The sequence below is a fragment of the Bacillus sp. NPDC057893 genome (assembly GCF_042796455.1).
Taxonomy (GTDB): domain Bacteria; phylum Bacillota; class Bacilli; order Bacillales; family Bacillaceae_G; genus Bacillus_A.
Map to the genome: position 1 here is coordinate 1,355,026 of NZ_JBHVNG010000002.1, position 16,322 is coordinate 1,371,347.

Below are 16,322 nucleotides of genomic sequence, written 5' to 3' on the forward strand. Positions count from 1 at the left end.
GCAAGAGGGGGGGATGACATTGCTAGCAGTTTCGACACAAGAAGTCATTGAAGCGATTTTGGGCAGTATTGATGAGGCTATACATGCAGTGGATGAAAATGGTATTACAATTTTTTATAATACAGTTGCTGCAAAGCATGATGGATCGAAAATTGAAAATGTGCTAGGAAAACATTTATTAGAAGCATTCCCTTCATTATCTAGGGAAACGAGTACGCTAATGAAAGTGTTACATACGAAAAAACCGATTGTACATCAAGTTCAGCATTATCAAAATTTAAATGGGGAAGACGTTTGTACGGTAAATACGACGCTACCTATTTTTATAGATGGGAATATTGCTGGTGCTGTTGAAATTGCGAAAGATTATTCTACAATTCAAACGCTTACTGACACAATCGTAGATTTGCAATCGAAAATAAAACGGTCGACTAGTAAAAAAACGGTAAAAAAGCATGTTGCATTCGAGACAATTGTGACAAATGATTCCCGCTTTAAACAGACGAAAGAGTTAGCTCAAAAAGTAGCACCAACTGATGCGAATGTTTTAATATATGGTGAAACAGGAACAGGGAAAGAGCTATTTGTGCAAGCAATTCATGAAGCTTCTAAACGGAAAAACAAGCCATTTATTGCACAAAACTGCGCAGCTTTGCCAGAGTCGCTATTAGAAAGTTTATTGTTTGGAACTACAAAAGGAAGCTATACAGGGGCAATTGAACGAGCAGGATTATTTGAACTTGTAGATGGAGGAACATTGTTTTTAGATGAACTTAATTCAATGCCACTCGATTTACAAGCGAAGATGCTACGTGTATTAGAAGATGGAGTTATTCGTCGCATTGGTGATAATAAGACGAGAAAAGTAGATGTTCGAGTTATTACTGCAATGAATCAGCCTCCAGAAGTATGTTTAAGAGAAAATAAAATTCGCACTGATTTATACTATCGATTAAATGTGTTTTCATTATATATTCCGCCGCTTCGCGAAAGAACTGAGGATGTACTGCTATTAGCGTCTTACTTTTTGAAAGAATATAATAAAAGTTATAAAAAAGGTGTACTTCAAATTGATAAGGAAGCGAAAGAAAGATTACAAGCTTATCAATGGCCTGGAAATGTTCGCGAGTTAAAACATACGATTGAACATGCTGTCATTATTACGGAAGGGAATTCGTTAACAGCAAATTGCTTACCACGAACATTTCAGAAAGAGAAACTTCCGAAGAAGAAAAGTATATTACCGCTTAGGGAAGCTCTTCATCAAACGGAAAAGGAATTAATAGATCAAGCGTTAATTGAAACGGAAGGGAATATTTTGCAAGCAGCAAAAATGTTAGGTATTCCGCGTCAAACGCTTCAATATAAACTGAGCAAGTACGACAAAACCGCCGAATAATCGGCGGTTTTTGTGTGTTTGCACCAATAAAAGAGCGTTTACATATATAACAAGTAATGAATATGATAGTAAATATCGTTTTAGTACAGCACTTAAAAATATTTATTCTCTTATATAATAGGGTATTTCTCGCATTTACTTATCAAGTATATGAAGTTGGCATAATTATTGCTTATATAAAGGATGAGCGTATAAAAAGGGGGAATAGCAATGTTACATGATGTATACAAACCAAATCGTCACTGGAAGGATATTGAATTATGGAAAGATGTTACAGAAGAACAATGGAATGATTGGGTTTGGCAATTAACGAATACGATCAAAACTTTAGATGATTTAAAGAAAATAATTAACTTAACACCTGAAGAAGAAGAAGGTGTTAAAATTTCAACGAAAACGATCCCGTTAAACATTACACCGTACTATGCTTGGCTAATGAATCCTGATGACCCACGCTGTCCGATTCGGATGCAATCAGTACCGATTTCGGAAGAGTTATATAAAACAAAATATGATTTAGAAGATCCTCTTCATGAAGATGAAGATTCACCAGTTCCAGGATTAACGCATCGCTATCCAGACCGCGTACTATTTTTAGTAACGAATCAATGTTCTATGTATTGTCGTTACTGTACACGTCGTCGTTTTAGTGGACAAATTGGAATGGGCGTACCGAAAAAGCAATTAGATGATGCGATTGCTTATATTAGTGAAACACCACAAGTACGTGACGTTTTAATTTCTGGCGGTGATGGACTTCTAATTAATGATAAAATTTTAGAATATGTATTAAAGAATTTACGAGCAATCCCGCATGTCGAGATTATTCGTATCGGAACGAGAGCACCAGTGGTATTCCCGCAGCGTATTACAGAAAACCTGTGTAACATTATTAAAAAATACCATCCAGTATGGTTAAATACGCATTTTAACACTTCTATTGAGATTACAGAAGAATCGAAACTAGCATGTGAAATGCTTGCAAATGCAGGTGTTCCAATTGGAAACCAAGCTGTAATTTTAGCTGGAATTAATGACAGCGTTCCAATTATGAAAAAACTTATGCATGATTTAGTGAAAATTCGTGTTCGTCCATATTACATTTATCAATGTGATTTATCAGAAGGTATCGGTCATTTCCGTGCACCAGTTTCGAAAGGTCTTGAAATTATTGAAGGCTTACGTGGACATACGTCTGGTTATGCAGTACCAACGTTCGTTGTCGATGCACCGGGCGGAGGCGGAAAAATTGCGCTTCAGCCAAACTATTTAATTTCACAAAGTGCGGATAAAGTTGTTCTTCGTAACTTTGAAGGGGTTATTACAACGTATCCAGAACCAGAAAACTATATCCCAGGAAGAGCAGAAGGCTACTTTAAAGAAATTTATCCGACTTATGAAGAGAAACGCTCTGATATCGGCGTTGCAGGATTGATGAGTGATAAGAAATTTAATCTTGTTCCAGATGATTTACAACGTATGAATCGCCGTAAAGATTATGAAGTCAATGAAACGCATGCTTCTTTAAAAGATAAACGTGATAAGCGTGATCAATTAAAAGATAAAAAATATCAAGCACAAATAGCAAAGTTAGATGATGACAAAAAAAATGAGGGTGACGTAGTATGAATTGTATGTGGTGTGACAGTACAGAAGCGAAAGAAAGCTTGAATACTGTATATTGGGAATTACCAGATGGTACGAAAGCCATTGAAATCCAAGAGACACCATGTATTACTTGTTCCTCATGTGGAATGGACTATCAAGCAGACCATACTGTAAAAGAAATTGAAGATCAGTTGTTTTTAATTTATACGAAAGATTTGCCAAAACAACTAACATACGAAGAGTTGATGGGAAGACCACGTTTATTAAAAAGGAATTATTTCGACTTTTAACCAGCTTTTATGCTGGTTTTTTTCTTTTTTGCCTTGTATAATGTACCCAAGTTAGAAAGGTAGGGAATATTTTTGAAAAAGACATTTTACCATTATATGATGAAGCACCGTGCAGCTTTATTTAAAAATGAAATATCAGATTTAGCAGAGGCGATGTATGATGATTTAAGTTTTCCGAAGCAATCTGAAGACTATGATGTAATTAGTTCATACTTAGAGTTAAGTGGAATGCTAGAAAGTATGTCTATATTTGATGATGCATGGGATTTATATATACAAGAGAGATAACGATATGAAGGTTTAGGAAAATGAAAGCATAATGAATATATTACTTTGAAAGAAGTGAAGTATTCATTATGTTTTTTTATTTACAATACGTCTTGCTGTTAGAGCATAAATGAAAAGTGAAAGCTAGTTTAAATACTAGCTTTTTTGAGTTATATACAAATTCTACTTTTTTATTGAAAAAATTTATGAATATAAGCTTCTGTGATAAGCGTTTTTATGTAGGTTGCATATACTGTTATCAAAATCACGACGTTTAAAAAAGGAGAGATATAGATGGCAAAGAAAAAACAACCTAAATATAACGTAGGGGACATAGTCGTGATTACACTATATGGAACCGTTGGAAAAATTACGAATATGAAGATTTTAGATGGAGTTTACGTATACGAAGTAAATAATCACGATGGGTTTTACGTTGAGCAAACTTTGCAGCATGTTACAGAGCAAGAAATGAAAAAGGGCGACACAGAGTGGATTGAATTAAATTATAACTTTACGTTTGGTGATCTCGTGCAAGTAACTGGATATGATAAAGATGTTTTTCGTATTGTTGGTTTTCGGACAGAAGTATGGAGATATAAAAATGATGCATGGGAAGATACTATATATGAATTGTCACGAATTACTGATGGTGAATGGTTAGAAGCTGATGAATCTGATTTAACATTACTTGCCAATGCACAAACGGCAAATGCAATTTTGAAGAAAATGAAACAAGATAAAGCTGGTATGAATAAATTGGATTTAGGAAAATTGAAGTCAATTAACAATTCGAAAAAAGTAAGTGTAAAGACGAATCGCCAAGAAATTATTGATGGGTTATTAGATATTTATAATGATTATCATTTATTATTCGATACATTTAAAGATGAAGAATATAAAATTGTTATGGATGTTGTTCAAAATTATTTAGTTAAATTGACAGAGAAAAAATAGTTAACTAGAAAGAGAGAATAAATTGAACAACAACATATGCAGTATAAGGTATGCCTACAATTATTAAAAAAATAAAAAGCCATTTAATAAGAGAGTCTGCCCATTGATCTTCATGCATGAACTCTTCTTTTGTTTGCTCTACTTCGTATTGGTATTCCATTATTATTTCCCCCTTTGGATAGCTTGTACTAACATCGTATGCCCTTTGCCTACATGATATGACTTATAAAAAAGAAAAAACTATTTTTCTAATCTCATATACATAATTTTGAGATTTTTTCATAAAACAGAAATAAAGGAGTGATGCTCATGAAGGAAATTGAAGTCGTAATTGACACGGAAGAGATTGCGGAGTTTTTTTATGAGCGACTAATTGAAAGAGGGTACGTTCCAAAAAGAGAAGAAATTGAGGACCTGGCAGATATTACATTTGAGTATTTATTAGAGAAATGCATGATTGATGAAGTTTTTGATGAAGAGGAAGATTGAAAGTAACGGCGGGCTTAACTCGTCGTTTTTTACTCTTTACAAACCTGTCACAAATATAGACAAGAATTGTTGGTATAATTAAGAGAAAATTTTATACAAGAGGTGAAGGGATGTTCAAAAAAATTATTGATTCTATATTAGGAAAGAAAAAAAATCGTTCGTATTCGAGTAGTGATTATCGTCATAGAGGGCGCTCGTATTCAAGTAGCGATAATAAACGACGTTCATCTGGTTATGGGCATCAGCATTATAAAAGAAAACGTAAAAGCCGTAGCTTCTTTTCAAGTAGCTGATGAAATGGCGTCGTATACTAGCTTTATTTGATAGACCACTGCGAAAAAATACAATCGTTGCAGAGCGTTATAAGATTGAATCAGTAATTGGGATGGGCAGTTATGGGGTTACATATGTCGTTAATGATTTACAAATAAATAAATATAAAGTCTTAAAACAATTAAGGCAAAGTAAACAAAGATATGAGTCTGGTAGAAAATCATTTGAGCAAGAGAAAGTGATTTTACAAACATTAAATCATGCGTCAATTCCTAGTCTACATGATCATTTCATATGGGAGAAAAAGAACTTTTTTGTGATGGAGTATATGCCGGGTGAAAATTTCGAAGATTATATTTTCTTAGATGGGCATGTATATGAAGAACGTGAAGTTTTTGGGATTTTATATGAAGTACTAGGAATTGTTTCGTATTTTCATAGTAAAGGCATCATTCACCGAGATTTACGTATTCCAAACATATTAATGAAAGAAAATCAGATTAGTATTATTGATTTTGGATTGGCTAAATTGAAAGGTGAGGGTGATGAGCGAGCTATAACTTATGAAGGTGAACAAGCTTTGATGCGAGAAGTTCACTTTCGTAGCGATTTTTATGCGCTCGGTCATTTCGTATTATTTTTATTGTATGCTGGTTATGAATCGACTGAAAAAAAGGAAAAACCTTGGTATGAAGAGTTAGTGCTGGAAGAATATAATCGCGACATGCTAATGCGAATGTTACAAATGAAAGCGCCATACTATGAAAATGTACAAGATCTGAAAAAAGATGTAGCTTACGCTTTAGAAAGGATGGAGACTCCATGTTTCAAAAGTTTTTAGCAAGCGTTGGTATTGGTAGTGCAAAAGTAGATACTGTTCTTGAAAAAGATGAGTATATAGTTGGAGAAGAGATAGTAGGGAAGGTACATATAACTGGAGGTTCAGTTAGCCAAGAAATTGAAAGCATTTACTTAACGTTGTCGACGTCATATGTAAGAGAAGTGGATGATAAAAAAGTAACGTCAACGTATGATTTGGAGCGAGTTCGTTTAACAGATCCATTTTCTGTAGAGCCAAATGAAAAAGTGGAAATTCCATTTTCGTTTTTAATGCCAATTGAAGTACCACTAACACTTGGAATGAAAACGGTTTGGGTTCATACAGGCCTTGATATTAAACGTAGTATTGATCCAAGTGACCGTGATTATATTCAAGTGTTGCCGAACGCGCTATTGAACAGTGTATTAAATAGTGTAAATCAATTAGGTTTTAAAGCGCGTCATATAGAATGCGAAGAATTACCGTATCGATTACGTAAGCAAGTTCCATTCGCGCAAGAATTTGAGTTTATTCCAGTTTCCGGAGAGTATTATGGGAAATTAGATGAATTAGAATTATTAATTTTGCCAAGTGCCCATGACCGATTAGAAATTATTATGGAAGTAGATAGAAAATCACGTGGATTAGCTGGTTTGTTCGCGGAAGCGCTAGATCTTGATGAGAAGGTTATTCGCTTTACAGTAACAAGCGAAGATATTCCAACGATGCAGCAAAAAATTAACAATAATATTTTTTAATAAACTATGCATAAAAAAGAAATGGAGAGGAAAACTAAAACAACCGCTCCATTTTTTTGCATAGTGAGGTTATGTATGTGAAACGATACCGACATTTATACTTGTTAAGTTGTACACTACTCATTTGTTTTGTCGCACTATCACTTTCGTATCATACCGCTTGTATTGAAAAATTTGATAATGTAGTCGCACACTTTATTCAAAGTTTCCGAAACGATTATTTGACAACCTATTTTACTTGGGTGTCCTTTATCGGTTCAAAAAGAATATATTTCCCGTTACTCATTATACTTGTAATGTATTTTCTTCTTAGAAAAAAAATATTAAGTGCATTACTTCTAACAATTAATTATTACGGATCACGTTATTTGAACAGTATGCTCAAACTATGGTACGAACGAGCAAGACCTGATGTGACGCAGCTTGTTACAGCAACTGGATATAGTTTTCCGAGCGGTCATACGATGAATGCTACTGCTTTTTTAGGATTTATTGCATATGTCACAATTACAGAAGATCGTATTTCATTGCATAAAAAGTTGCTGATTATTTTTATAGCAAGCTTCGTTGTATTATCTATTTCAGTTAGCCGAATTTATCTTGGCGTGCACTATCCATCTGACATATTAGCCGGATGGGCAGCGGGCGGTAGCTGGCTCGTTTTATGTGTTATATTTCATAAGGCGTTCATTAAAAAAGAACCTATGTCATAATAGGTTCTTTTTGCATGGGCTCCACATGAATATGAGCATGGTAAATTCCGAATTTCTTTCGAAGCATATCTTCAATACTGTCAGTAATACAATGGCTTTCGCTAACATCCATTCGAGCATCTACTTCAATTGTAATATCTACATACGTTTGATTCCCATACATACGAGCACGAATATCTACAATATGTTCAACACCTGAAATATGCCCGATAGCATCAGCGTATTCATCCATTTTTTCAGGATCAATTCCATCCGTTAGCATATGAGAAGCTTCTACGAAAATTTCCCACGCGGTTTTACAAATAATAAGACCGACAATTAAAGCAGCAATAGGGTCTAAAATAGGCATTTTGAACTGTGATCCGACAATACCTATTACTGTACCAATACTTACGAGAGCATCTGATAAATTATCTTTTGCAGCGGCTTCTAACGACTTACTCTTTGTTTGAATCGCAATCTTTTTCGTATATTTATATACGAAATACATTACGACGGCAGAAAATAAAGCAACCCACGCAGCGAGTACATTAGGTGCTGCTTGTTTCGGATTTAAAAACGATTGAATTGCACTAATCACAACTTCTAATCCGACCGTTGCCATAATAAAGGAAGCAACAAGTGATGCGATTTGTTCTGCACGCGAATGTCCATATGGATGATCTGGGTCACGAGGCTTACGAGAAATTTTCAGGCCAATTAATATCGCTAAAGAAGCACCAATATCCGTTAAGTTATTCAAACCGTCAGCACGTAATGCGCTAGAGAGGGTAATATAACTGATGACGATTTTCATAGAGGATAAAAATATGTAGGCTATAATGCTGACAATAGCACCTTTATCAGCTTCTTTATGAGAAAGAGAATCCATTTTAATCACTCGCCTTTCTACAAGGAATTTCTTTCTATACATAGAGTATCAAACGAAACTCGTGTGGGTCTATACAAACATTGTTGACGGTTTATAGCTTTTTAAGAAGGGGATAACAAAGTTTCGTTAAGGAAAAATATGTTGAAAAGTACAAAGTGGAAATTTATTAAATAATTAATGATGATTATGGCAAAGGGAAAGAGGGCGAGAATAATGATTCTCATAATTTCTTTCATATATATTTTTTACAAAATGACTCTTTGTAATTCCCCGTGTGAGTAATATATAAGAAATGATAAAAAATGATAAAAAATTCTTGAATAAGAAGAGGAGAAAAGCATAAAAATGTTCATCTTCCATAAAGAGACAAAGGCAAAGAACAATTTGAAAATGAAAAAACCTCTGATGATTTTTCAGAGGTTTTTCGTTTCTTAGTATGCTTCTAAAAACTCAGTAACTTGCTCTTCCGTTTTTGCGTTTGCACTATGTAAGTGACCTAGCTTTTCGCCATTTTGATATACAAGTAGGCTTGGAATGCCCATTACTTGATACTCTTCAGCAATACTTGGGAACTCATCTTTATTAATAGAATACCATTCAAACTTATTGAACTCTTCCATTACATCTCCGATAAAATTGTCCATACGTACACAATCTGGGCACCATGTAGTAAAGAACTTAACAACTACTGGCTCCTCGCTTGCGATGATGTCTTTGAATTCTTTGTCAGACTTGATTTCTCTCATGTTTTGTTGCTCCTTTTTCACTTATAATATTTTGGGTTATTTAGGCGGTGTTTTTGCCTAGAAACGAAAACTTCTAACAAAAGTTTTTCTTTTCGAATAATTCGTTTGCAAATTGATCCACCGCAGTTTCCTGAAGTCCTGGTACAACATGTGAGTAAGTCTTCAGTGTGATACCTACTCTTTTATGTCCTAATCGTTCACTTACAATCTTCGGATGTATACTTTGTTTTAACATAATTGTTACACGAGTATGTCTCAGATCATGGAACCGAATATCAAGAACCTCACTTTTCTTTATAAGCTTTTTCAGGAGCTGTGTCAAACTTCTGAAACGGCAGACCAAATCGTAGTCATTATAGCGTTCATCATATCGCTCTTTTTCCTCAGAGATTTTTTGCAGATGGTCATTTTGTGCCATTAAAGTAATGTCAGGCAAAATCAGCAATCTCTTTCCTGAAGAGGTTTTTAGTTCATGGAATCCCTTTGTAATGTGAGAGAGGGAACGGTTAACAGATAACGTTCGTCTCTCAAAATCAATATCTTTCCATTGTAGACCTAAGATTTCACCTTTATGCATTCCACATGTAATAGCAAGAAGATAAGCGATATAATAACGGTTTTCTTTTGCATGTTCTAAAAAACGAAGAACTTCTTCATCGATTAAAAAACCAGGGGGTTAACGCTGAGTTAGTGGAAAGAGCTCATTATATCACTCTTTCAGAGGAGGTGAGTTAGGATGCGGAAATGGTTAAAGAAACTATTTTCGAAAAAACGCCCACCCTGCATTGTTTGTGAGGAACAAGAAGGTGAGCTTCAATTAAACGAAACTGATTGGATTTGTGAAAATTGTGCCCAAATTATGCATGAACAAGGTATTGAAAGAGATGAATAGTACCCTTTACATCTTATTCCATATATAACAAAGCTGGTTAGCTTCTGATTCAAGCGCTATTAAATGATCATTATTAATAGAGTTATTCGTATACATTCTGTTCTTTTGGATGTTAAGAACCGTATAATTCACATCGTTATGTTCATTTGAAAATGCTGATTCGTTTAATAATGTCAGCGTTGAGTTGATGTTGTATTTATCAATTCGCTCTTTCTTTCCTTTGAAAAACAGTTTGATAAGATGCGGCTCATCATTAATGAGCAAACCGAGTTCAGGTGATGAGCGGACGATTAAATCATCTGATATCCAATGTGATTTACCTGGATCGAACCAAGAGACGTCTTTGTTTTTAATAAATTTTTTGTACTGTTTTATGACATCGATATAGTTTTGCTGTTTCTTCTGATCAACCGTTTGCACTAATGTTTCGAAACATTCAAAAGGTAGTTCGTTTTGATGAAATTTAATAACAGTGTCTCGTAATTGTTTCCAGTAATCAAAAGCTGGTTGGTATTCCGGTTGAGATTTTAGATTTTTTACAAAGTTTGTTTTAGCTGCACTACTTTTCAGTGTGAAGTCTAGAAATTGTGTAAGTCCTACTTTAATTTCTGCCATATTACACCCCCTTTCCAAGCATTACTAATTCGATAATAGAAAGGGAAATCCTGTATTTTTTAAGGAGGCGAGCTAGATGCTAGAAAACCAGATGTCCATGCACAATGGCTATGGTAAAGCTGATCCACAGGAGCAAGAAGGTATCATGATAACGTCTATCGATGCCGAAAAGTTACAAGATGCCATCAGTCGAGCGGTAATGATTTCACAGGAATATCCAGAAAGTGAGGGTGTGAATGGGAGCATTAATGAAGCGTTGGAATTGTTACAAAAGTATTTGGGGCAATAAAAAAGGACTCACGGCAATGAGTCCTCATAAAAAAATATATGTTGATATTAGTATAAAATGGAAGGTGAGTGAATAGAACATGCAAGCAAAAGTATTGGTTAACAAACTAAACATGGACCACGCTCAGTGGTTGCAAGCTATTGGTGGCTCAGATGTTTCTGCAATCGCAGGTTTAAATAAATGAAAATCAGCAGTTCAAGTATTCTTTGAAAAAACACAAGCGATTGAAAAGGAAGATGTACAAAGTGAATCGGCATATTTCGGAAACGTTTTGGAAGAGGTAGTTGCAAAAGAATTTTCCAAGCGTACGGATTTAAAGGTACAACGCAGAAATGCAATCTGGCAGCATCCTGAATACCCGTGGATGCTTGCAAATGTAGACCGATTGATTGTCGGTGAAAAGATTGGCCTTGAATGCAAAAAAGTTGGAATATTTTGGTAAAGAGTGGGGGTCAAAAGAAGGAAGGTGAACAAAAACGCTATTTGAATAAAAGCTAGTGGACTAGTTTTTAACACTCACTGAAATTAAGAATCATAACATACTTTGTAATAACTTATATGGAAGTGAGTTGAATAATAATGTTTTATTCATATTTTGATACCCGAGATAGAATGCGTCCGTATGGTACGGCGGGTATTACGTATAGCGGAGCACAAAGTACAATTCAAGCTGTTCAACAAGCGTTACAAGCACAGCAGCAAATGCAACAAATACAGCAAGGTATACAACCGTACTATTCATCTATGGAGTATTATTACCCAATGCATCCTATTACACCATACGGGATTTCTGTTTCAACAATTCCATATGGAACTGTATACAATTTATAAAAATATACGGGGGAATAAATTTGAGTATTTATTATATTAGGGCGCAAGTACAGAGCGTCCTTATAAGAAATGATTCGTATCTAGGGAACAATTATAAAATTTTAGATATTGGAATGAGAATGTTACAACCTCATGAGTTATATGCAGCGCAAGGATTCCCAAGCAACTACATTATTGATCATGATTTTTACGGGAAGCCTTATCCGAAAACAGAACAAGTTGCCAGATGCGGAAACGCGGTACCGCCACCATTTGCTGAACAATTAGTCAGAGAAAACTTACCAGAAATGAGCGTAGCGGAGGAGGGATAATAAATTCAAGAGGGCAGCAGTAATGTAGGGTGTTATAAAACGAGAACATCCTAGGCCAAGGAATGCATCATTAAAGATACTACTTTAGTAATATAATTGGTGACGCATTCCTAACATTAAGCTTTGTTTTATACTTATACTTTCTCTTCAGGCAGTCTTATGCTAGCACGTTCTTTTTTTTGTAATAGCAGCAAATTAGTCTAAACCTTCCAAATCTAGCTTGAATAATATGTAGTAATAGAGTAGAAAGGAGCGATATATATGTCTTGTTATTACTACTGTAAGAATTGTGAGAGTTACAAAAAGAAAAATCATGATTGTTGTAAAAAAAGAAGTGCCTATAATAATAAGTGCAGTAAAAAATATGATGATTGTTCTTGCAATCATAAGGAGAAAAACCTTGTAAGAGCATCCGCTTTTAGAGCGGTAAATACAGTTGATCAAAACCTTCCAGCCAATACTTTTGTCAAAGTATTATTTCAAAATGAACAATTTGATTTAGCGAATGAATATAACCCGGAAACATCAGAGTTTACTCCGAAGACTAGAGGCGTTTATTCCGTAATTGGAACGATTGGTTTCTTTCCAAACGATACAAATGTAAACTATAGAGCGCGTGTAGAAGTTCGAGTGAATGGAAATGCGGCAATTGCTATAGATAACGATTTTTTTGGTCCGATAAATTTTGGGAATGTCGTAAGTGTTTCAACAATACTCCAATTACATGCAGGTGATATTGTTGAGATTTTTGCGCAAAGTAGTATAGATGGGGTTATTAGTAGTTCAGAGGATGGTTCTCATTTTGAGGCTGCTAGATTTCCATCTCCAATTGTATAAATATTAAAAAGGAAAAAATTTTATTAACTCTGCTTTTCCGTGGAGTTTTTTTAATTTCATAATAGCAATAGCTCGTCCAAACTTTTTAAATTTATTTTGCATAGTATACAACAATAGATTTAGAAAGGGGATATAAATATGTCTTATTATTATTGTAAGCATTGCAATTGCTATAAAAAGACACAGCATACTTGTTGTAAGAAGAGTACAGATTATTACGATAAGTGTTGTGATAATGAGAAAGATAAACTTGTAAGGGCATCTGCTTTTAGAGCGGTTAGTACAGTAGATCAAAATGTCACTGCAAATACTTTTGTTAAAGTATTATTTCAAAATGAACAATTTGATTTAGCGAACGAATATAACCCAGCAACATCAGATTTTATTCCGAAGACTAGAGGGGTTTATTCTATTATTGGTACAATCAGCTTTGCACCTAATGATAGTAATACGAATTATAGAGCGCGTGTAGAAATTCGGGTAAATGATAATCCAGCTATAGCGATAGATAATGACTTTTTTGGTCCACTCAATTTTGCAAATGTCGTAGCTGTTTCAACAATACTTCAATTACATGCAGGAGATGTAGTTGAAATTTTTGCTGAGAGTGATGTAGATGGACTGATTATACAAAATGACCCAGGATTTATTAGTACGCATTTTGAAGCTGCAAGATTCCCATCTCCAATAAAATAAAATACATGTTTGTGATTTATGGACTGTTTTTTTAAAAAAGGCTCTACCTTATGGTAGGGCCTTTTAGTTAAAATTGTTTAGAAGGGAATATATTAAAATAAGTTCATAAATACTTGATAAGCAACACCTAGAGTTAATAAGATGGCTAACAGTTTTGCTACCCATCTCGGTGCATTTAAATTTAGTAAAAGGGAATGACATATACTAAATGTAATGCCGAGTGTTAAAAGAATTGCGATAAGATATAAAACGAATAGGAAGAAAGGTTGCTCTATGGAGCCGAAGTCAATTTTGGATGGATTCATGTAATATGGACCTCGTTTTTTGTTGATATATTAATATAATAATGAAAAATACAAGAAATTGGAAGAGTAATGTAATAAATACTATAAAAGTAAATTTGAAGTTATGGATGGAGTAGATCAAATAATCTTTGAAAGACTATTCAAAGCCATCATTTGTTTAAGTTTGATATACAAGAACGAATGTTCTTGGTATACTGAAAAATAAAAAAGGTGCGTTTACATGACAAATTTTAGTAATATAATTAAAAAACTAGATGAAATGATTTACAAACCTAATAATCTATTCATTACTAACCAAAAAGAAGAAAAGCAAAATTCAGAATATGCAGGATGGGTATTTCAGCTAAATAATAGAAGCATACGATTTAGGGTATCAAAAATTACGCCTAATAAGATTGGACAATTTGTTTCTTTTTGGGAGAAGGATGCTTCCATGAGAAATCAGGCATTTTCTTATGATTCGGCTCCTAATCTTTTAGTTATTACTTGTATAGCGGATAATAAACTAGGACAATTTATTTTTCCAAAAGAGATTCTTCTAAAAGAAAAAATATTAAAAACTCAAAACCAAAAAGGGAAAATGGCTATAAGGGTTTACCCTATTTGGGATAAGCCTGTTAGTAATCAAGCTAAGAAGAGTCAACTGTGGCAACTTCATTATTTTGTCGATTTAAGTGATACTGAAAATGTAGCTATAGATAAATTATTAAACTTATATTCATAGTGCATCATAATAAGAAAATCTTTTTTTGAAATATTCAATGTTTGTCTAGGTGGATATTTGGAAATGCTAACAGGATAATCCGTTAAGTAAAGAATAAAAAAGGAGCATACAAATAAAGTATGCTCAAAAAAAGATAGGTTTTATGAGTGGAGAATCTCCATACGATAATATATGCTCATTTCATTGATATGTGTAAAATATCAACAAAATATCAATAGAATATCAATTAATGAGTTATTTTAGTTTTTTAATGAAGTCATGTTTTTGTGAAATGAAAAAAGAGCCGTTTCTTTTGATAGATGCGGCTCTTTTTATTACTTTGTTATCATACTGTTCGAAATGATAAATCATAAAATGATACGATTAACAATTTGATAATGATCGGACTTCAGTTATATATTTCTTAAAGTCTGGATATTGAGATACAGTTTGGCAGGTAGGGGTGAGTAGTTGATTAATTAAAGATACATTTGTAATTACTTCGTTACAAGGACCGTAGAATGTAACTTTTAGCTTTGAATTCGGGGGAACTTTGAATACGATAGGGATTTTTTTCATTAAATAAACTCCTTACATATAGAAGGTGTATGTGTTAATCTTCTTTTGAATGTGAAGACATTTAAATATAATATGTAAATTTAGTTTAGTTGCTTATTATAGATGCCGTATTGGTACATGGAATCTCATTCCAGCATAATACTTGAAGTTAAGAAAGAAACATAGCATACTTTTCTTACGTTCATTATTATAAATAGTGAACGTAAGAAAATAATATAAATGCCTTATGCAATTTTAAAATAATTACATATTATGGTAATGAGAATTGTATAAGGAGGTAGAATGAAAGAATGGAAGAAAATGTACAAGTTGAGCTTTCACCACCGTGGATTACGTATTTTAATGAGCTTAAAAATTCTATAGGCGCTGATCCGACTGTAACAGTGGGTCCGCTTATTCCAGTTGGTGGGAACTTTATTATTTTAGTACAAGCTATGAGTGATGAAAAAGCGATAGCATTAGCTACGCTTCTTAAATCTTTCGTGGAATTTGGAAACGTAAGTGTAACGGTTGTTGTTAGTAACGCAGAAAGTGTGATTGTAAATCCGCTTCCATGTCCACTAGATGCATTTGAAATTGCACATTTATTTCAAGTAGCGCTAGAAAACAATCCTTATTTTCAACAAGTTGTTGTACAGCCACAGCTACCAGGTGGAGCGAATGTTATTTTTCCAGTTTTTGCTGCGAAAGTTATTCAATTTTTTAACGATGATATCTCAAACCTTTGCCAAACGTTTACAGGTGTTGCTGCCAATGTATTTCATGATGTAATGAACGACGTTGTGTGCGATATCCCTATTTTATTCTCTACAAGCTGCGTTACAAGCAATGATGATTTACGATTTGTAATTGAAGGGAATATAGAAAATAAGGATATAACACCAAAATTGTATTATTAAAATGTGAAAAGACATTTTCCTGAATCGAAAATGTCTTTTTCTTGTACATAAAGGAAATAATAAAAAGGCAGCTTTTATTATGAACTGACCCCATAAAGTTAGACAGGTCGTTTCATTAGGCAGCCTTTAGGGCATGAGTTCGATATTGTACCGGACTCATGCCTTTTAATTTTG

At 33.9% G+C, this 16,322-nt stretch carries 25 protein-coding genes and 1 pseudogene; 19 read left to right on the forward strand and 7 right to left on the reverse strand.

Annotated features, from left to right (window positions below; genetic code table 11):
• Positions 1 to 13 precede the first annotated feature (13 nt).
• The 5 genes from rocR (at position 14) to ACFVQC_RS15745 (ending at position 4,521) form a co-directional block, all read left to right on the forward strand.
• Positions 14 to 1,399: an arginine utilization transcriptional regulator RocR gene (gene rocR / locus ACFVQC_RS15725; RefSeq protein WP_377898650.1), complete on the forward strand. Its 1,386-nt coding sequence runs from the start codon at positions 14 to 16 to the stop codon at positions 1,397 to 1,399.
• A 210-nt stretch (positions 1,400 to 1,609) separates the two neighbouring features.
• Positions 1,610 to 3,028: a lysine 2,3-aminomutase gene (kamA, locus tag ACFVQC_RS15730; protein WP_002157965.1), complete on the forward strand. Its 1,419-nt coding sequence runs from the start codon at positions 1,610 to 1,612 to the stop codon at positions 3,026 to 3,028.
• Positions 3,025 to 3,297 carry a YokU family protein gene (locus ACFVQC_RS15735; protein WP_002085797.1) on the forward strand — a complete coding sequence of 91 codons (273 nt, stop codon included), beginning with the start codon at positions 3,025 to 3,027 and terminating at the stop codon, positions 3,295 to 3,297. The genes kamA and ACFVQC_RS15735 overlap by 4 nt, the downstream gene beginning before the upstream one ends.
• Before the next feature lie 72 nt (positions 3,298 to 3,369).
• Complete coding sequence (locus ACFVQC_RS15740) at positions 3,370 to 3,585, forward strand: YozE family protein (RefSeq protein ID WP_002085796.1); 216 nt, start codon at positions 3,370 to 3,372, stop codon at positions 3,583 to 3,585.
• Positions 3,586 to 3,858: 273 nt separating this feature from the next.
• Complete coding sequence (locus ACFVQC_RS15745; protein ID WP_002065242.1) at positions 3,859 to 4,521, forward strand: hypothetical protein; 663 nt, start codon at positions 3,859 to 3,861, stop codon at positions 4,519 to 4,521.
• A 4-nt stretch (positions 4,522 to 4,525) separates the two neighbouring features.
• Here the strand turns inward: ACFVQC_RS15745 and ACFVQC_RS15750 are convergent, their stop codons facing one another.
• Entirely contained in the window at positions 4,526 to 4,681 is a 156-nt protein-coding gene (locus tag ACFVQC_RS15750; RefSeq protein WP_002018281.1) for a DUF3930 family protein, read from the reverse strand.
• Positions 4,682 to 4,830: 149 nt separating this feature from the next.
• Between ACFVQC_RS15750 and ACFVQC_RS15755 the strand changes: the two genes are divergently transcribed.
• The 5 genes from ACFVQC_RS15755 to ACFVQC_RS15775 all read left to right on the forward strand — a co-directional run bounded on the left by ACFVQC_RS15755 (position 4,831) and on the right by ACFVQC_RS15775 (position 7,574).
• Positions 4,831 to 5,010 carry a YozD family protein gene (locus ACFVQC_RS15755; protein ID WP_002012644.1) on the forward strand — a complete coding sequence of 60 codons (180 nt, stop codon included), beginning with the start codon at positions 4,831 to 4,833 and terminating at the stop codon, positions 5,008 to 5,010.
• Between the two features lie 110 nt (positions 5,011 to 5,120).
• Positions 5,121 to 5,303 carry a hypothetical protein gene (locus tag ACFVQC_RS15760; RefSeq protein ID WP_377898651.1) on the forward strand — a complete coding sequence of 61 codons (183 nt, stop codon included), beginning with the start codon at positions 5,121 to 5,123 and terminating at the stop codon, positions 5,301 to 5,303.
• A complete protein-coding gene (locus tag ACFVQC_RS15765; protein ID WP_002065244.1) occupies positions 5,303 to 6,124 on the forward strand; it encodes a serine/threonine protein kinase in 822 nt (273 codons plus the stop codon). The genes ACFVQC_RS15760 and ACFVQC_RS15765 overlap by 1 nt, the downstream gene beginning before the upstream one ends.
• Positions 6,106 to 6,861, forward strand: a complete 756-nt coding sequence (locus ACFVQC_RS15770; protein WP_016094108.1) for a sporulation protein — start codon at positions 6,106 to 6,108, stop codon at positions 6,859 to 6,861. The genes ACFVQC_RS15765 and ACFVQC_RS15770 overlap by 19 nt, the downstream gene beginning before the upstream one ends.
• A 77-nt stretch (positions 6,862 to 6,938) precedes the next feature.
• On the forward strand, positions 6,939 to 7,574 hold the full coding sequence (locus ACFVQC_RS15775; RefSeq protein WP_002148169.1) for a phosphatase PAP2 family protein: 636 nt from the start codon (positions 6,939 to 6,941) through the stop codon (positions 7,572 to 7,574).
• On the opposite strand, the gene ACFVQC_RS15780 is transcribed toward ACFVQC_RS15775, so the two are convergent.
• From ACFVQC_RS15780 to ACFVQC_RS15790, 3 genes are all read right to left on the reverse strand, one after another.
• The gene (locus ACFVQC_RS15780) at positions 7,564 to 8,445 is read right to left on the reverse strand and encodes a cation diffusion facilitator family transporter (protein WP_377898652.1); all 882 of its coding nucleotides are present in this window, start codon (positions 8,443 to 8,445) and stop codon (positions 7,564 to 7,566) included. The two genes, ACFVQC_RS15775 and ACFVQC_RS15780, sit on opposite strands and share 11 nt — an antisense overlap.
• A 431-nt stretch (positions 8,446 to 8,876) precedes the next feature.
• Positions 8,877 to 9,191, reverse strand: coding sequence for a thioredoxin family protein (locus tag ACFVQC_RS15785; RefSeq protein ID WP_001206934.1), 315 nt, complete (start codon positions 9,189 to 9,191; stop codon positions 8,877 to 8,879).
• A 73-nt stretch (positions 9,192 to 9,264) separates the two neighbouring features.
• Positions 9,265 to 9,798, reverse strand: coding sequence for a site-specific integrase (locus ACFVQC_RS15790; protein ID WP_377898670.1), 534 nt, complete (start codon positions 9,796 to 9,798; stop codon positions 9,265 to 9,267).
• A gap of 129 nt (positions 9,799 to 9,927) precedes the next feature.
• On the opposite strand from ACFVQC_RS15790, the gene ACFVQC_RS15795 reads away from it, so the two are divergent.
• Positions 9,928 to 10,083, forward strand: a complete 156-nt coding sequence (locus ACFVQC_RS15795) for a hypothetical protein (RefSeq protein ID WP_377894925.1) — start codon at positions 9,928 to 9,930, stop codon at positions 10,081 to 10,083.
• Positions 10,084 to 10,089: 6 nt separating this feature from the next.
• Here the strand turns inward: ACFVQC_RS15795 and ACFVQC_RS15800 are convergent, their stop codons facing one another.
• Positions 10,090 to 10,698, reverse strand: coding sequence for a hypothetical protein (locus ACFVQC_RS15800; protein WP_377894924.1), 609 nt, complete (start codon positions 10,696 to 10,698; stop codon positions 10,090 to 10,092).
• A gap of 76 nt (positions 10,699 to 10,774) precedes the next feature.
• On the opposite strand from ACFVQC_RS15800, the gene ACFVQC_RS15805 reads away from it, so the two are divergent.
• The 6 genes and pseudogenes from ACFVQC_RS15805 to ACFVQC_RS15830 all read left to right on the forward strand — a co-directional run bounded on the left by ACFVQC_RS15805 (position 10,775) and on the right by ACFVQC_RS15830 (position 13,662).
• Positions 10,775 to 10,987, forward strand: a complete 213-nt coding sequence (locus ACFVQC_RS15805) for a hypothetical protein (RefSeq protein ID WP_377898653.1) — start codon at positions 10,775 to 10,777, stop codon at positions 10,985 to 10,987.
• A gap of 223 nt (positions 10,988 to 11,210) precedes the next feature.
• Positions 11,211 to 11,429 (forward strand): YqaJ viral recombinase family protein, encoded by a 219-nt coding sequence (locus ACFVQC_RS15810; protein ID WP_377898671.1) that lies wholly within the window; start codon positions 11,211 to 11,213, stop codon positions 11,427 to 11,429.
• A 137-nt stretch (positions 11,430 to 11,566) separates the two neighbouring features.
• Positions 11,567 to 11,818, forward strand: coding sequence for a DUF3947 family protein (locus ACFVQC_RS15815; protein ID WP_377894920.1), 252 nt, complete (start codon positions 11,567 to 11,569; stop codon positions 11,816 to 11,818).
• A gap of 83 nt (positions 11,819 to 11,901) precedes the next feature.
• Positions 11,902 to 12,129: pseudogene (locus tag ACFVQC_RS15820) on the forward strand (DNA cytosine methyltransferase); the annotation flags it as partial.
• Positions 12,130 to 12,390: 261 nt separating this feature from the next.
• Positions 12,391 to 12,966 carry a C1q-like domain-containing protein gene (locus ACFVQC_RS15825; protein WP_377894919.1) on the forward strand — a complete coding sequence of 192 codons (576 nt, stop codon included), beginning with the start codon at positions 12,391 to 12,393 and terminating at the stop codon, positions 12,964 to 12,966.
• 138 nt (positions 12,967 to 13,104) lie between these two features.
• A complete protein-coding gene (locus tag ACFVQC_RS15830; protein ID WP_002148154.1) occupies positions 13,105 to 13,662 on the forward strand; it encodes a C1q-like domain-containing protein in 558 nt (185 codons plus the stop codon).
• Between the two features lie 92 nt (positions 13,663 to 13,754).
• Here ACFVQC_RS15830 and ACFVQC_RS15835 read toward each other — a convergent pair whose 3' ends face one another.
• The gene (locus ACFVQC_RS15835) at positions 13,755 to 13,967 is read right to left on the reverse strand and encodes a hypothetical protein (protein WP_002148150.1); all 213 of its coding nucleotides are present in this window, start codon (positions 13,965 to 13,967) and stop codon (positions 13,755 to 13,757) included.
• Positions 13,968 to 14,187: 220 nt separating this feature from the next.
• Here ACFVQC_RS15835 and ACFVQC_RS15840 point away from each other — a divergent pair, with 220 nt between their 5' ends.
• Positions 14,188 to 14,691, forward strand: a complete 504-nt coding sequence (locus tag ACFVQC_RS15840; protein WP_002148148.1) for a MepB family protein — start codon at positions 14,188 to 14,190, stop codon at positions 14,689 to 14,691.
• Positions 14,692 to 15,054: 363 nt separating this feature from the next.
• Here ACFVQC_RS15840 and ACFVQC_RS15845 read toward each other — a convergent pair whose 3' ends face one another.
• Positions 15,055 to 15,249, reverse strand: a complete 195-nt coding sequence (locus ACFVQC_RS15845; RefSeq protein ID WP_002085768.1) for a hypothetical protein — start codon at positions 15,247 to 15,249, stop codon at positions 15,055 to 15,057.
• Between the two features lie 290 nt (positions 15,250 to 15,539).
• Here ACFVQC_RS15845 and ACFVQC_RS15850 point away from each other — a divergent pair, with 290 nt between their 5' ends.
• The gene (locus ACFVQC_RS15850; protein WP_377896218.1) at positions 15,540 to 16,148 is read left to right on the forward strand and encodes a hypothetical protein; all 609 of its coding nucleotides are present in this window, start codon (positions 15,540 to 15,542) and stop codon (positions 16,146 to 16,148) included.
• Positions 16,149 to 16,322: the final 174 nt, after the last annotated feature.

What these genes read in the sequence shown, in the direction of transcription:
- ACFVQC_RS15750 (WP_002018281.1), bottom strand. Translation starts at nt 4,681, where the DNA reads ATGGAATACCAATACGAAGTAGAGCAAACAAAAGAAGAGTTCATGCAT.
- kamA (WP_002157965.1), top strand. Translation starts at nt 1,610, where the DNA reads ATGTTACATGATGTATACAAACCAAATCGTCACTGGAAGGATATTGAA.
- ACFVQC_RS15830 (WP_002148154.1), top strand. Translation starts at nt 13,105, where the DNA reads ATGTCTTATTATTATTGTAAGCATTGCAATTGCTATAAAAAGACACAG.
- ACFVQC_RS15735 (WP_002085797.1), top strand. Translation starts at nt 3,025, where the DNA reads ATGAATTGTATGTGGTGTGACAGTACAGAAGCGAAAGAAAGCTTGAAT.
- ACFVQC_RS15850 (WP_377896218.1), top strand. Translation starts at nt 15,540, where the DNA reads ATGGAAGAAAATGTACAAGTTGAGCTTTCACCACCGTGGATTACGTAT.
- ACFVQC_RS15845 (WP_002085768.1), bottom strand. Translation starts at nt 15,249, where the DNA reads ATGAAAAAAATCCCTATCGTATTCAAAGTTCCCCCGAATTCAAAGCTA.
- ACFVQC_RS15770 (WP_016094108.1), top strand. Translation starts at nt 6,106, where the DNA reads ATGTTTCAAAAGTTTTTAGCAAGCGTTGGTATTGGTAGTGCAAAAGTA.
- ACFVQC_RS15805 (WP_377898653.1), top strand. Translation starts at nt 10,775, where the DNA reads ATGCTAGAAAACCAGATGTCCATGCACAATGGCTATGGTAAAGCTGAT.
- ACFVQC_RS15800 (WP_377894924.1), bottom strand. Translation starts at nt 10,698, where the DNA reads ATGGCAGAAATTAAAGTAGGACTTACACAATTTCTAGACTTCACACTG.
- ACFVQC_RS15760 (WP_377898651.1), top strand. Translation starts at nt 5,121, where the DNA reads ATGTTCAAAAAAATTATTGATTCTATATTAGGAAAGAAAAAAAATCGT.
- ACFVQC_RS15785 (WP_001206934.1), bottom strand. Translation starts at nt 9,191, where the DNA reads ATGAGAGAAATCAAGTCTGACAAAGAATTCAAAGACATCATCGCAAGC.
- ACFVQC_RS15745 (WP_002065242.1), top strand. Translation starts at nt 3,859, where the DNA reads ATGGCAAAGAAAAAACAACCTAAATATAACGTAGGGGACATAGTCGTG.
- ACFVQC_RS15795 (WP_377894925.1), top strand. Translation starts at nt 9,928, where the DNA reads ATGCGGAAATGGTTAAAGAAACTATTTTCGAAAAAACGCCCACCCTGC.
- ACFVQC_RS15755 (WP_002012644.1), top strand. Translation starts at nt 4,831, where the DNA reads ATGAAGGAAATTGAAGTCGTAATTGACACGGAAGAGATTGCGGAGTTT.
- rocR (WP_377898650.1), top strand. Translation starts at nt 14, where the DNA reads ATGACATTGCTAGCAGTTTCGACACAAGAAGTCATTGAAGCGATTTTG.
- ACFVQC_RS15825 (WP_377894919.1), top strand. Translation starts at nt 12,391, where the DNA reads ATGTCTTGTTATTACTACTGTAAGAATTGTGAGAGTTACAAAAAGAAA.
- ACFVQC_RS15780 (WP_377898652.1), bottom strand. Translation starts at nt 8,445, where the DNA reads ATGGATTCTCTTTCTCATAAAGAAGCTGATAAAGGTGCTATTGTCAGC.
- ACFVQC_RS15765 (WP_002065244.1), top strand. Translation starts at nt 5,303, where the DNA reads ATGAAATGGCGTCGTATACTAGCTTTATTTGATAGACCACTGCGAAAA.
- ACFVQC_RS15815 (WP_377894920.1), top strand. Translation starts at nt 11,567, where the DNA reads ATGTTTTATTCATATTTTGATACCCGAGATAGAATGCGTCCGTATGGT.
- ACFVQC_RS15835 (WP_002148150.1), bottom strand. Translation starts at nt 13,967, where the DNA reads ATGAATCCATCCAAAATTGACTTCGGCTCCATAGAGCAACCTTTCTTC.
- ACFVQC_RS15840 (WP_002148148.1), top strand. Translation starts at nt 14,188, where the DNA reads ATGACAAATTTTAGTAATATAATTAAAAAACTAGATGAAATGATTTAC.